The sequence below is a fragment of the Allobaculum sp. genome, assembly GCF_047010065.1.
GTDB lineage: Bacteria > Bacillota_I > Bacilli_A > Erysipelotrichales > Erysipelotrichaceae > Allobaculum > Allobaculum fili.
The window spans coordinates 1-14,593 of the sequence record NZ_JBKXLD010000059.1; the positions used below are offsets into that span (position 1 = coordinate 1).

Annotated in this window: 11 protein-coding genes and 1 pseudogene; 7 read left to right on the forward strand and 5 right to left on the reverse strand. The window is 49.9% G+C overall.

Annotated features, from left to right (window positions below):
• Positions 1-1,556 (reverse strand): hypothetical protein (locus ACLUYS_RS06360; protein ID WP_412659408.1); only part of this gene is annotated, 1,556 nt, incomplete at its 3' end.
• A 719-nt stretch (positions 1,557-2,275) separates the two neighbouring features.
• Between ACLUYS_RS06360 and ACLUYS_RS06365 the strand changes: the two genes are divergently transcribed.
• From ACLUYS_RS06365 to rplT, 4 genes are all read left to right on the forward strand, one after another.
• The gene (locus tag ACLUYS_RS06365) at positions 2,276-5,686 is read left to right on the forward strand and encodes a LamG-like jellyroll fold domain-containing protein (protein WP_412659409.1); all 3,411 of its coding nucleotides are present in this window, start codon (positions 2,276-2,278) and stop codon (positions 5,684-5,686) included.
• A 718-nt stretch (positions 5,687-6,404) separates the two neighbouring features.
• Positions 6,405-7,004: a translation initiation factor IF-3 gene (gene infC / locus ACLUYS_RS06370; protein WP_230267834.1), complete on the forward strand. Its 600-nt coding sequence runs from the start codon at positions 6,405-6,407 to the stop codon at positions 7,002-7,004.
• 15 nt (positions 7,005-7,019) lie between these two features.
• Positions 7,020-7,214 (forward strand): 50S ribosomal protein L35, encoded by a 195-nt coding sequence (gene rpmI / locus ACLUYS_RS06375; protein WP_230267835.1) that lies wholly within the window; start codon positions 7,020-7,022, stop codon positions 7,212-7,214.
• A gap of 27 nt (positions 7,215-7,241) precedes the next feature.
• A complete protein-coding gene (rplT, locus tag ACLUYS_RS06380; RefSeq protein ID WP_230267836.1) occupies positions 7,242-7,598 on the forward strand; it encodes a 50S ribosomal protein L20 in 357 nt (118 codons plus the stop codon).
• A 226-nt stretch (positions 7,599-7,824) separates the two neighbouring features.
• Here the strand turns inward: rplT and ACLUYS_RS06385 are convergent, their stop codons facing one another.
• Positions 7,825-8,382 (reverse strand): restriction endonuclease PLD domain-containing protein, encoded by a 558-nt coding sequence (locus ACLUYS_RS06385; RefSeq protein WP_412659410.1) that lies wholly within the window; start codon positions 8,380-8,382, stop codon positions 7,825-7,827.
• Between the two features lie 299 nt (positions 8,383-8,681).
• Positions 8,682-9,170: a thiol peroxidase gene (gene tpx, locus ACLUYS_RS06390; protein WP_412659411.1), complete on the reverse strand. Its 489-nt coding sequence runs from the start codon at positions 9,168-9,170 to the stop codon at positions 8,682-8,684.
• Between the two features lie 321 nt (positions 9,171-9,491).
• Here tpx and ACLUYS_RS06395 point away from each other — a divergent pair, with 321 nt between their 5' ends.
• Entirely contained in the window at positions 9,492-9,824 is a 333-nt protein-coding gene (locus tag ACLUYS_RS06395) for a BlaI/MecI/CopY family transcriptional regulator (RefSeq protein WP_412659412.1), read from the forward strand.
• A gap of 217 nt (positions 9,825-10,041) precedes the next feature.
• Here ACLUYS_RS06395 and purB read toward each other — a convergent pair whose 3' ends face one another.
• A complete protein-coding gene (gene purB / locus ACLUYS_RS06400) occupies positions 10,042-11,478 on the reverse strand; it encodes an adenylosuccinate lyase (protein ID WP_412659413.1) in 1,437 nt (478 codons plus the stop codon).
• On the reverse strand, positions 11,475-12,191 hold the full coding sequence (purC, locus tag ACLUYS_RS06405; RefSeq protein ID WP_230267841.1) for a phosphoribosylaminoimidazolesuccinocarboxamide synthase: 717 nt from the start codon (positions 12,189-12,191) through the stop codon (positions 11,475-11,477). The genes purB and purC overlap by 4 nt, the downstream gene beginning before the upstream one ends.
• Before the next feature lie 899 nt (positions 12,192-13,090).
• Here purC and purE point away from each other — a divergent pair.
• Entirely contained in the window at positions 13,091-13,585 is a 495-nt protein-coding gene (purE, locus tag ACLUYS_RS06410) for a 5-(carboxyamino)imidazole ribonucleotide mutase (protein ID WP_412659414.1), read from the forward strand.
• 4 nt (positions 13,586-13,589) lie between these two features.
• Positions 13,590-14,593 (forward strand): annotated as a pseudogene (locus tag ACLUYS_RS06415) (phosphoribosylformylglycinamidine synthase); the annotation flags it as partial.

The window sequence follows — 14,593 nt, forward strand, 5'->3', positions numbered from 1 at the left end:
ACATAGAACATGGCTCGCGATCCAAACAGCCGCAGGAAGTTGGGCAGGATCATGTAATGCGTAACCATAGCGGCAAGAACGGCGTAAATGGCGCAGGCGACAAAGCCGGAGAGCGTTTTGTGCGGGAACTTGGTGTCCTGCACTTTGTAAATCGTCCAGACGGTAAAAATCGTGCCGGTATAGCCAAATACGGTCTGCATGCGGTTGCAGGAAGAAAGCAGAGTCACTTTCGCCAGCCATACCGGGATTTCAAAGTGCAGATAAAACGCCTGGAACAAAAGGGAAAGGAAGAGAACCGTTCCGATCCAGCGGGAGCGGTCTTTCTTCTTTCTCAGCCAGTAGAAGAGATACGGATAGTACAGACAGCAGGCAACGCCAAACTGCGTAAAGCTCGAGATTTCACTGTTGTTAAGCAGATCCGGATCGGTATACGTCTGCAAAAGGCTGACCGGGTTGATAAACAGCATCCACGGTGCGCCGGTCGCCCCATGAACGACGCGATCGCCCGGATAAACGGTATCGTTGGCCATCATCAGCGCATCTTTTGCCGAAAGCAGTGTCGGCACCAGAACGATGCAAAGACCGCCGATGACCGCGATTACGTTCCAGATGTTGCTCTTTTTCCATTCCAGCTCATCTTTATCCCGATAAAGACAGGCGCACATTAGGAAGAAGGCGAGCAGTCCGCAAGGAACCTGCAAAGAAGGGAAGAGGGCCAGAACAAAGCCGTCTAACGATGCAATAGCCAGAAGCGTGAAGGCCCATTTTTTCAAGCCCTGCGCGCGGAAAAACCAGTAACCGACCACAAAGAGCGTACTCGCCCAGAATATCGCATCGTAGAAATGGGGCGAGAACCACCACTGCATGCCCGGCGCAAACGTCAGGATAATCGCACCAAAAACGGAAAGGTATTTGTTTTTCGTCAGGATGTGGAACATCTCGATCGAAACCATCACCATCAGAATCGTTTTGGACAAAAAGTACCAGGAAATGCCGTAGGCGTTTCCAAACAGAATGTAGCCCCAGACAAACGGCTTGCCGATCAGGGAGAGCGACAGAACCGGGGAGTTGTAGCCGACGATCATATCCTGACCGCCGATCGACATCTGATGGGAAATCTGGGCGTAGTCGTTGTAGTACTGGGAGAAGTAATACGGAAGCTGTACCGCATACTCATCGGCCCGCGGAATACGCGGACGGCCCATTAAAATGGACTGTTCCACTTCCGGATTTGCGGTAAACGAGTACATGTAGCAGGCCGCGTTGGACGTGTGGATCTGGAAACAGAGCAGAACCACAAACACAATCGCCGCAATCAGCCAGCGCCAGCGATACATTTTCTCGAACACCCCGTTCAGGAATTCGGAATAGAACAGGCGAAGCAGGTTGATGATCAGAACGAGCGTTCCGCACACCGCGATGATCGTCGTTTTTGTGAAGAAAACAGAAGTGAAAATGGTATAAGCCAGAATCAGCAGCGATTCCAGAAGAATCATGATGACTTTGGATCGCGGCAGCCTGGTTCGATGAAGACGGAGCGTAGAGGACGTACTCATATCGCCCGACCTTCCTTTCGTCGATGGGTTTCGCTTTCAGAACGCCATCGCTCGAATTCAAAACAGCCTTGATCAAACAGGCAGACAGACATGGCAAAACTCCTTTCTTGCGTCTCCGGTTTTGAATGAATATTCGCAGAGAAAATCGATGCATAAATGAGGACTCTAAATAATCAGATCCTGTACACACAGAAACACCTCAGAAAAATCTGAGGCCAAATCAGAAGAAACGGGTCATTAAATCCCGCAGGACTGTAACGATTCTGTGTCCAATCGATCCTGTCCGTTCAGGACAGTCAGAAAGATATTAACATTTCTGGATTTGAAATCGTCCTTTCATCCGGAACTAAAAAAGACAGGAACAGGATCCGTACAGTTTCACATGTGGAAAATCGTGCTGCATTTTGGCCAGACGGAATTTCAGAAGGACTGAGGGAATGCAGGAAAACCGAAAACCATAAAGGGCCAAACGGAACCGAAAGAATCCATACGGTATACTGAAAGAGCTTACACAGGATGGGAAAATTCGACGCGGAAATTTTCCTAAGCAGTCCGACGGAACTGAGAAGACTCACTCAGCCAAAAAGACGGCATGAAACGGGCAATTGTGCCGTCTGTCAAAATGAATGGACAGCGCTTTTTCATCGGAAACGGGCATACAGATCGAAAGAAAAAGAAAAACATGCGTCGAAAACCAGTTCAGGAATACAGGAGAAAATATGAAACGGAAAGGAACAAAAAGCTTGCTGTGCGCCTTTCTGGCTTTAAGTTCGCTGAGCAGCACGCCGGTTTTTGCCGTGCAGTCATCCAGCGATTCGGCCGTCAGGATGATCCGATCGACCGGCAGAGTTCAGAGAAATTACAGCGCCAGAAAAGCTGCGCCAAATACAGCCGTCGCTTACACCGCACAAATGCCGGCGGCCGAGCATCTGAAAGATTACTGGGATTTTGAAGGGAATACCCCGCTTCAGTCCAAAACGAGTACCCATACCGCACTTACCGCAGTTACTGCGCAGACCGCTTCGGCAGAAAACAGCCTGTTTGGTCAGGTTTATCGGTTTCCGACCGATCCTTCCCAGCATGCGTGGCTGCAGGCCTCGAACTATATCAATACCGGTCAGGGCCGCATGACCTTCGCCTTATGGTACAAATACGATCCAAGCCAGGACAGTGCGGACGGATCGTCTGTCGTACTGCTTCAGCATACGGGAAGTGGAAGAACGATTCTCTCGCTGCGCGCAGACGGCCATTATCACACGTATCTGAACGCCACGGATGTGTTCTCAGAAGGAACGGTTGCTAAAGGCGAGTGGCAGCACGTCGCGATCAGCTTTGATCAGGACGCGAAAAAAGTTCGCTTCTACATCAATGGAAAATTTGACAGTGAAAAGGATCTGGGCAATACGGTTCTGAATCAGATGTTTGATCTGCGGATCGGTCACCATAAAAACGATACAGGAACCAACCCGCACGGTCTGCGCGGCGATCTGGATGAACTTTGCGTGTACGACACGAAGCTTTCGGATGCCGATGTACTCGAACTGTACGCGCAGAAAGGAAAAGGACTCCTTCTGACGGATCTTGAAGAGTGGATCGCAAAAGGACAGACTCTCTGCGACGACAGCAAAGTGAGCCCCTCGGCAAAAACAGCCGTGCAAAACGCGCTGGATGCAGTGGAAGCGCTCGATCCCGAAACGGTATCCATAAATGAACTCCAAAACGCCTGCGAAACCTTGAAAACGGCATGTCAAAATGCGGAACAGTCTCGTCCGGCCATTCTGCATGTGGAAGACGAGATTCTTCGAACGATCGATCCGGATTCCATTTTCGGCATCAACCATCGCTATGCGTTTAACGCGTATGGAACCTTTGATGACGAAACGATGCAGGTTAAGGACGAGTTCAAAACGCTTTACAAGGATGCAGGTTTTGGATCGATTCGCTATCCCGGCGGATCCATTTCCAACCTGTTCAACTGGAAAACGACGCTGGGTCCAAAAGAACAGCGCAAAAAACAGGTTCATGCCTTTTATAACAATGGAAGACAGACCGGCATCGATCCCAACTTCGGACTCGAAGAAATTGCCAGCTTCGCCGATGAAGTCGATTCCGATATCGTTTATGTGTACTCGCTGGCAAGAGGCAGTGCGCAGGACGCATCCGATCTGATTGAATTTCTGAATGCGAAAGTCGGAACCAATCCAAACGGCGGCATCGACTGGGCGAAGGTGCGCAGCGATTACGGCCATCCGGAACCGTACAACGTACAGTTCTTTGAAATCGGAAACGAAATCCAGCAGTGCTACGGCATTAACAACGACGGCAAGACGACCCAGGGCTACTGGATCGATTACCGTTCCGACGGATCCGATGCGGTTCACGCCTTCACCCTCGGTGCGCCAACCGCTTATAACCGGATTTATGCGGCCAACCCGGACAACTGGGACGAAAACGCCTCCCGCTCCGACGGATCGAAAAACATGGTTCGTCAGCTGCGTCACGTCAATACGAACACCATGCTTTACGAAGACGGAAAACTCCGCATGGATCCGGATTTCCAGGCACTGGAAAACGGTGCCCACGTCTACGTCGGTCAGAACGCGGCTTCCGCGACGGAATGGACGATTGTCGATTCCCTTGAAAATGCCGGACCAAACGATCAGAAGTGCACGCTGAACTATTCCACAGGCGAAATCACATTTGGAGACGGAGTCCATGGCGCCGTTCCTGCCAGCGGTCATGGCATATACGCATCCTACAGCGTGGATCATGACGGCTTTAACGATGTATCCGAAGCGATGAGCCAGACCCAGTCGCGCATCAATGAACTGGAATCCAAAGAGCATGACGTGAAAATTTATACCGCGTGGGAAAACGTCAACTTCGTCAATCTCGAAAATCAGCTTGGCAAAGCGGACCTTTACGACGGCATGACGATTCATCCTTACTCAGGAACCGTCAACGAAAGTTCAGATGAAGCTTTCCTGCTTGATGCGATGGCTAAAGCGCAAAACTGCAGAAACCGCGTCGTGAACTACTTAAACCAGATGCCGGAAGACAAAGTCCCGGCCATTTCGGAATTTGGCATTTACTACAACACCAGCGGACGTACGCGTTCCCAGCTGCACGCTCTGTATGTCGCCCGCTGCATTATGGATTATGCCGAACTGGGCTCGCCCTACATTCAGAAGCACTGCCTCTCGGATTACTACACATCCGGAGCCGATGCCTTAGGTCCAACGCAGCAGGCCGTCATTCAGGTTGTGCCGCTGGCCGGCTCAGATACGGCCACAGGCAAAGGCAATTTCGGTTACTTTGCGACGCCAAGTGCGCACGTCTTCCAGATTTTCAACGCCGGATTTGGAACCGAACTGCTCAATTCCTCCCTGTCACAGGATTACACGCTGTCCAACAACGTCAATTCCATTTCTGTTCTGGCCAGCCGCGATGAAGAGCACAACTATTCCATCGCCATCGAAAACGCGGATCCGACAAATGCGCGCGAGATCCAGATCGAACTGCCGGAAACGGTCGAAAACGCAGTGATCAAGGCGCAGCGTCTGGAATCCAATGGTCTGGCGGATGAAAACAGCCTCACCAGTCCCGCAAACGTTACGGTCCGTACAGATGAAATTCAGCCGGATGAAGACGGACGCATTTTTGTAACCGTACAGCCGCATTCGTTCCTGATTCTTCGCGTGTATGAACCGGCCGATAAGACGGAACTCAATTCGCTCATTGAGCTGGCGAAAAATGTGAAGACCGATGGCAGTGCGAAGTTTACCGATCTGAAAAACCGCCTGGATCAGGCGCAGATCGTCAGCCGTAATGAATTCGCCCGTCCGGCTCTCGTTCAGGAAAAGAGCGAACAGCTCAGCTACGCGCTCGAACAGCTTCTGGATCCTTCTTTATTAGAGACGGCTGTAAACAAAGCCGAAACGCTGAAGGAAGCCAGCTATGCCAAAGCAGACTGGACGTCCCTGCAGGAAGAACTGAGCGAAGCAAAAGAGATTCTTCGTACTTCTGTATCGCAGGCGCAAGTCAATGAAACCGCTATGGAGCTGAATCAGACACTCCTTGCCCTGCGCAGACTTCCGGATCCGGCAGCTCTGGAAGAAATCCGGGATTAAACTTTGCCGCCCTTTCTCTGGGTATTCCTCCTTTCAGACGATCGATACAGGCTGGATTTGTGATTTCGTCGATTTCGCCTGTACGGCTGAAAAATCCGGAAGCCAGTTTCCAGAAATTCTCTTTCAGGAAAAGAAGGGGAGGCGTACCGAAGCGACCAAATCGCGGCGGTCTTTATGGGAGGTCTGTAAAGGAGGATTGCCTGAAGCAGCCTTAATTCCACACGCAAAAAGCAGAGATTCTTACCCTCTCTATATCAGGGAGGATGGAATCTCTGCTTTTTTATTTGGAAAATAATTTGCGAGAAGGCTGCGGGCGGTCAGAAGCCGCACAGAAACTGGACTGGACAGGAAACAAAATGGGAAACACAGAGGATGGGTGCGTTTTTCCTGCAAAATCTCTGAAAATCCCGTAACCGTATACAGCTGCGCTCAGTACAGAAAAGGTTTTACATAAAAAGGTTTTACATAACAGAGAGTTGCGATAAAATAACCGATATTGGATTTCTCGGGAGGCAGCCGCCCTTTTCTTATGGGAAAATGAGGCGCATGCTTGACACAAAAGGTCGGTTTTGATAAACTTGCCAAGTAAGAAATGGAAAGAAGAAGCCCCTTCTCACCTGATGCATACGGATGCATGGGTTAATGCCAGTTCGGAATCGATCAGAATTCGAAACCAGCAGGATTAGGGTGCGCTCTGCGCCCATTTTTTTATGGATTCATGAAAGGAAGGTATTCAATTATCAATAATCGAAAAGTAGCCCCGAACAACGTAAATGACGATCTGTTCAATGAAAAGATTCCTTTCCGGGAAGTGCTTGTCATCGACGCGAAAGGAAATCAGCTGGGAGTCAAATCCAAGCGCGAAGCGCTGGAACTCGCATATCGACAGAATCTCGATCTGCTCTGCGTAGCTCCCAAAGCTCGTCCAGCCGTCTGCAAAATTCTCGACTATGGCAAATACCATTTCGAGCAGCAGAAAAAAGAAAAGGAAGCCAAACGGAAACAGCACGTGGTGGAACTCAAGTCCCTCCGTCTGTCGCCTGTCGTGGATACGCACGATTTTGAAACGAAACTCCGCCAGGCTCGTAAATGGATCGAGCAGGGGATGAAAGTCAAAATTGATATGAGATTCCGCGGACGTATGATGACACGACAGGATGTCGGACGTCAGATTATGAACGACTTTCTCGATAAAGTGAAGGATATCGCCCTTGTAGAGAAAAAGCCTTCCCTGGAAGGAAACACTATGTCTCTCGTGCTGGCTCCTCAGAAGAAGAAGCCGGCAGCGCAAGCCAGCGAGCCGAAAGAGAAACCATAAAAGGAGGAGAAAATCATGCCAAAAATGAAAAGCCACAGAGGTCTGGCCAAACGTGTGAAAAAGACCGGATCGGGAAAACTGAAAAGACATCACGCTTATACTTCTCACCGTTTCCACGGCAAGACAAAAGATCAGAGACGTCATCTGGCCAAAGCCGGAATGGTTGACGCAACTGACTACAAGCGTATCAAAGACATGCTTGTGAAGTAATTGAGGATAACAGGAGGAGAATAGAATATGCCAAGAGTAAAAGGCGGAATTGTTTCCCGCAGAAGAAGAAAAAAAGTCCTTAAGCTTGCGAAAGGTTATTTTGGTAGCAAACACACTCTGTACAAAACCGCGAATGAGCAGGTAATGCACAGCTTCAAATACGCTTACAACGACCGTCGTAAACTGAAAGGCAACATGCGTAAGATCTGGATCGCTCGTATCAATGCGGCTGCACGTATGAACGATATTTCCTACTCCAGACTGATGCACGGCCTGAGACTGGCTAACATCGACATCAACCGCAAAATGCTGTCGGAAATGGCCATCCATGATGCAGAAGGCTTCGCTAAAGTAGTAGAAGAAGCTAAAGCTGCTCTCGCTTAATCGCAGAACGAAATCTCAAATTCAAGACGTCAAAGGAAATCATTCCTGAGACGTCTTTTTTGTTTGGAATGGTGAAAGCAGTGTAGGAGGAAAACCAGTTACGCGATGCTGGATGCGCTCCTATATAGGGTTCTTTCTCTGTATAGAATCTTTCTCTTGCGCTGAGAGGAGTTCAAAGATAAGAGGGAGGAAACAGCCTTATCTGGACCAGGAAGGGCAGCCTATGCTACGTAAGCAGGGTGAGCTGCTCTGGTCGCACATCCAGAAGATTGACGGAATGGACCGGTTTAGCAAGTTCCTGAATTTCCTCTTCCAGAGATTGGAGATCCTCTGGCTTTCGCGTGGATATAGACAGCTCGTATGGCCAGTCGGCGGCAGGGAGGGGATCCAGGATGCATAAATTTCCGGAGCCGACACATGCGATGAAAGGATTTGAACCGGGCCTGGAATAAAAGCAATAGACGTTTCCAAGGTAGTCAACGGAATGAACCAGGCGAATCTCTCCAATTCCTCGCGCTTTCCATTTGACCGCCAGACGCAAAGCTTCTTCCAGAACGGCTTTCGGGGCTCCATTGTTCCAATAGGTGCCAAGAATCAGTATCACGTTTTCGATCTGGTTCTGATCTACGATGTGATCCAGCTCGCGCAGACTCTCTACGGAAGCAGCATCGACCGCGATCGCCAGACCTCTGGATTTTGTTACTTCTTCGTCAAATTGCTCCCGGAATGTTTTCTTTGGCTTTTTTGCGGGCATGGTTGGAGTGTTTGTATATTGCAAAGCCATAGCGATACTCCTTTCTATCGTTCAGTCCGAAATTTCTCTATGCTGCTGGGCAGATGGATTGTGTACGCGAATCGGACTGCTTATATTTTTCTCCAGCTGCTGATCCGTAAGACATATCCGTTACAGGGTTATGCAGCAGAACATATCGTCAGTTTTGGCTGCAATACGAAAAAAATCAACTCCCTCCCTGGATTCCGCGAAAAACAGCTGCATCCAGAGAGACCAAATAAAAAAGCGGAATGAGATCCGCTTTTTGTACGCCAGTAAGGCATTAGAAATTGCTGAGAAGGGAAGCGCGCTTACTGCAGGCCAGCAGCTTCGAGCAGAGCCACATAATCCGGTTCGTTTGCGACTTCGGAGACGTATTCGTCATAGATGATCTTTCCGTTTTCGTCGACTACGAAGGCTGCGCGGCAGAGCAGACCGTTCTCTTTCATCTTCGTGCCGGTCTTGGTACTGAAGTCTTCAAGATGGAAGTTCGAGAGCGTTTCGATCCGATCGTTTTCATGATCGCGGTTCCATCTGGCGAGCGCGAAGGGAAGATCCTGAGAGACGGAGATCACGCGGACCTCAGGTTTTCCATTCATGAAGTGAAGGAACTTGCCCAGCTCGAGCGAGCAGACGGGTGTATCGATGGATGGTACCGCAAGCACGATGGTCTTGCCAGACTTGCTCATGGGTTCAACTTCGTTGAAGTCGGCATCGAGCGCTTTGAATGACGGGAAGGTATCGCCGGTTTTGATCGGCGTGCCCTCGAGTGTAACCGGTTTAGAGCCAAAGGTAATCATAGATCCTCCTGTATTTAAAAATATTACTATTATATTTTCCCAGAAAATTGTATGAAAATCAGAAGATTGCCCTAATAAGTTGTGATTTCATAGCATTTTGTTTGGAATACAATCTTTAATGATTTAAATAATAAGCGTAAAATTAAGATTACAGGAAGCTGAATGTATAGTCACACGTATTAAAAGGTAAGATCTTATTTTTGGGCAAATCATTTCATCTCTGCACTATAGTTCAGTATACTGTGGTTTTTAACGGCTCAGAAGAAGACCCTCCTCGCTCTTCTTGGCAAAAAAAGATAAAGGAATAAGGAAGTAACCGCTATGAACAAGATTCTCTCCAAAAAGGAATTCGAAATTATGATGACCCTGTGGAAGCTGGATAAACCAGCTTCGTTCAGCGATATTCTTGAGGCGAACCCGAACCTGAACCGGAATACACTGCTCGCCGCCATCCGGCGTCTGATCAGTGAAGGAATTCTGCGCGTAGATGGTTTTGATTACCACAAGAATTCCCTGACACGCCTCTTCGTCCCCGTAGTATCGATGTACGACTATTTCGCACAGTTCATGAGTCCGACCCAGAAGGAAGGCATGATCGGCTATCTCAAGGAATCGCTCGAACCTGGTCAGGTTTCCGCGAAAGCGCAGAGATAAGGGCAGCCGCGAAATTCGTCCACATAAATTTCGGCCCAACCCCACACACTCAGAACCACGTGAATACACACAAAAACACCGGAACAATCCTGAAGGATCTGGCGCAGGCCAGATTCTAGGAGGGGATGCTCCGGTGTTTCCTTTTTTATACGTTAGTGTTTTTTGGGCCAGGTGATTTTAAGTCTGAGATTTCGCGCAGATCCGAACGATCCTTCGATCAGACATTGATCTCGGCATCGAGCTGTTCGGCTTCCGGATGCTTAGCGAGAATTGGATCGACGACGTTCTTGAAGAACTCTTCGGTCTGTTCCGGTGCACGTCCAACGTAGAGGGAAGGATTCATGCGGGCTTCGAGTTCGTCCATCGTCAGCGGGAAACGATCGTCTGCCGCAATGCGTTCGAGCAGATCGTTTTCACGGCCGAATTCCTTAACCTGACGAGCGGCTTCCATGGAATGAACACGGATAGCTTCGTGCAGTTCCTGACGGTCGCCTCCGGCTTTTACCGCATCCATCATGATGTTCTCGGTCGCCATGAACGGCAGCTCGCGGCGCAAGTCAGCTTCAACGACTTTCGGATAAACGACCAGACCGTCGGTGATGTTCAGGTAGAGGTCGAGAATGCCATCGGTGGCCAGGAACGCTTCGGCTACGGCGATGCGCTTGTTGGCGGAATCGTCGAGCGTACGTTCGAACCACTGTGTAGAAGCAGTAATAGCTGGGTTCATCGTATCCGCAAGAACGTAGTTGGCCAGGGCAGCCATGCGCTCGCTGCGCATCGGGTTGCGTTTGTAGGCCATGGCGGAAGAACCGATCTGACCTTTTTCAAAAGGCTCTTCCATTTCTTTCTTATGCTGGAGAAGACGCAGGTCATTGGAGAACTTGTGCGCGGACTGCGCTATGCCAGAGAGGGCCTGCAGCACGCGGGTATCGTATTTTCTCGGATAGGTTTGACCGCTTACCGCAAACCAGTCATCGTAGCCCATCTTCTTGCAGATCAGCTCATCGATGCGGGCGGCTTTTTTGGAATCGCCGTCAAACAGTTCCAGGAAGGAAGCCTGTGTACCGGTCGTTCCTTTCTGACCGAGCAGTTTCTTATGTTCGAGCAGCCAGGTGATCTCTTCGTAGTCCATGACGAGATCCTGGGCCCATAAGGAAGCGCGCTTGCCGATGGTCGTCGGCTGTGCGGGCTGGAAATGCGTAAAGGCAAGCGCCGGCATGTCCTTGTATTCCAGGGCGAATTTTTTAAGACGGGCAAGAACCGCCGCAATTTTGGCCTGAATGAGTTCGAGGCCTTCATGCATGACGATCAGATCCGTGTTGTCGCCGACGTAGCAGCTGGTAGCGCCCAGGTGAATGATTCCCTTGGCTTCCGGAGCCTGCAGACCGTAGGCGTAGACGTGAGACATGACGTCGTGGCGAACGATTTTCTCACGGGCCTTGGCATCTTCGTAGTTGATGTCCTTAGCGTGTTCTTTAAGCTGAGCGATCTGCTCATCGGTAATATCGAGACCGAGTTCCTGTTCGGCTTCGGCAAGAGCGATCCAGAGCTTTCTCCACGTCTGGAATTTCTTTTCTTCGGAAAAGAGATATTTCATTTCCGGCGATGCGTAGCGCTGAGAAAGCGGGGACTGGTATTCTGTATGGCTGCTCATTCGGCGTCAAACCCCATGCGTTTGAAGACTTCCTGATAAGCGCCTTCCGGATTGCCAAGGTCGCGGCGGAACGTATCCTTATCGAGATGTGCGCCGGTCTTCATATCCCAGTAGCGGCATGTATCCGGAGAGATTTCGTCGGCCAGAACGATCTGTCCGTCTTTTGTTTTACCGAATTCAAGTTTGAAGTCGATGAGTTCGATGCCGATGGAGGCAAAGAATTCTTTCAGCACTTCGTTGACCTGGAATGCGTACTTGGTGATGGTTTCGATTTCTTCCTCTGTTGCAGCTCCGATGGCGCGGGCCATGTAGGAGTTGATCAGCGGATCGCCCAGATCGTCGTCCTTGTAGCTGAATTCAAGGGTGGAACATTTCAGTTCGCTGCCTTCCGGGATGCCCAGACGCTTGGAGAACGAGCCGGCAGCTTTGTTGCGGATAATGACTTCGAGAGGGATGATATCCACTTTCTTTACAACCGTTTTGCGGTCGTCGATTTCTTCGACAAGATGAGTGGGAACGCCTTTGGTTTCCAGAATCTTCATCAGGTAGTTCGTCATGCGGTTGTTGATGGCGCCTTTGCCTTTGATCGTTCCTTTTTTCAGACCGTTGAACGCGGTCGCATCGTCCTTATAGTCGACGATGACCAGATCGGGATCCTCACAGGCATACACTTTTTTTGCTTTGCCCTCATAGAGCATTTCTTTTTCTTCCATAGTTCCTCCTTAACAAACGCCTACATTATAGCCGGCCCCCATCTTCTTTCAACCAAACCCGGTTTGGATTGGCTGGACCGTTTCCATTTTTCATTCATTTCCCATTACCCGCAAAGGAATGAAACGATTTCATGAAAGTTGTATGGAAAAATTTCAGTACGAAATTCAGTAAAAGACCGATGTGCCTTTCCTCTCTCTGCTATCCGGTTTTGCGCATTTGGAATCTGGCTTTGAAATATTGGTAAAGGAGGGAACAGGCGGCAAAACCGGTAAACCGCATCCATATGTGTTTTATGTCTATTCGATATTCTTTCCAGATTTTCGGATCTTCCCGATCACTTTCTGGATTTTCCCGATCTCTTCTGTGACTTCTCTATATTCTGAACGGTATTTCTGAGCTGGTCTTTAAAACCTTTTGCAGGATGTCTGGTATACGGCCTGTTCCAGGAATGGCGTACGGCCGATTCAGCCGGTTCACAAAAAAATCGCCCGTCTGGGCCAATGGAAGTGCTGCGGCTTCTGTCGAATCTTTTCTGAGGGTGTCGATAAAGCGGAGATGTCCGGGAAGAAAACCGGTGTGGAAAAGAAAAACGCCCGGCTATGAAAATATTTTCATAAAAAACGTAAGCGGTATATTTTAGGATCAAATGTAGGGATTTCAGTTTTTTTGCCCGAATTCTCCCTGTTTTGCCGGCTGGCCCAATCAGATGCCGTTGAAAAGAATTTTCCTTTTGCATACCATAACCTCGCAAGGGGGTTACCCCATGCGGCTTTTGGAGGATTAAGGTTATGGTCATGACTTTAGTGAACAAAAGTAAAAACGAAAACGCTATTTTCAGCATGCCGCTCAAACAGACCCGGCATGCTTTTTCATTGCCCACAGGGGCGGGAGGAAATGTATGAACGATAAAAAAGTCCTGGTTGTCATGGGAAGCCGTTCGGATCTGCCTGTCATGCAGGCGTGTCTGGATCAGCTCAAGGCACTGGAAATCCCGTACGAAGTCCACGTACTTTCTGCACATCGTACGCCGGATGCGGTTCTCGAGCTGTCGCGCACAGCGGCTGAGAAGGGAATTCAGGTCATTATTGCTGCTGCAGGCGGTGCCGCGCATTTAGCCGGCGTACTCGCCAGCTCGACCATTCTGCCGGTCATCGGCATTCCGATGCAGACTTCGGCATTAGGCGGCATGGATTCGCTGCTGTCCACCGTTCAGATGCCGGCCGGCGTTCCGGTTGCTACGGTTGCCATCGGTAAAGCCGGGGCGAAAAACGCGGCTGTGCTCGCTGGACAGATGCTGGCGCTGGCCGATCCGAAAATGGCCGAAATCATCACCCGCTTCAAGGAAGAGCAGAAAGCCGCTGTGCTCGCTGGATCCGTTCTGGAGGAAGAATAAAGAAATGAATACCCGCCGATTTATTCGCAAAAAACCGGCTTTTCAGGTCGAAAGCCGGTCGCTGGAAGAAACGCTGCGCACCGATCTCGGTCTGCGCGACGATTTCCATCTCGATCAGTACGTCATTTACGACATTTTCAATGCCGATGACGACGATCTCGCCCTTCTCGAAGGTCAGGTTATTGCTGAACCGGCAATCGACGAAGTGCTCGATCATGTCGATACCGAAGGCAAGTACACGCTGGCCATGGAATATCTGCCCGGTCAGTATGACCAGCGTGCCGATTCCGCCATGCAGTGTCTGATGCTGCTCAACAGCCGTCAGGATGTACGCATTCACTCCGGAACGCTGCTCGTCATGGAAAACCTCGACGACAAGCAGGCAGAAGAAATTGAAGCCTACATGATCAACCCGGTCGAAGCCCGCAGGAAGAACATGGATGTGCTCGATGACTCCCAGAGCATCGACATTGAGGACGTACCGACCGTTGAAGGCTTTACCAAAATGAGCGAAGAAGAGCTCGAGAGTCTGCGCGAATCGCTTGGTCTGGCCATGTCGCTCGAAGATCTCGTTTTCGTTCAGTCCTATTTTAAAGAGGAGGAAAAACGCGATCCGTCCCTGACGGAAATCCGCGTTCTTGATACGTACTGGTCTGATCATTGCCGCCATACGACATTTGAAACCATTCTTCAGTCGGTCGATTTCAAAAACGATACGTTTGGAAAACAGATTGAAGACGCGTGGAACCAGTATCTGGATCTGCGTGCCGAAACCGGACGGGAAGAAAAGCCGATTACGCTGATGGATCTCGCAACCATCGCCGGCCGTACGCTGCGCAAGCGCGGCAAGCTCGACGATCAGGAAGTGAGCGATGAAATCAACGCCTGCTCCATTGAAATCGAAGTCGACGTCAACGGAACGAAACAGCCCTGGCTGCTCATGTTCAAAAACGAAACCCATAACCACCCGACCGAGATCGAACCGTTCGGCGGCGCCAGCACCTGCAT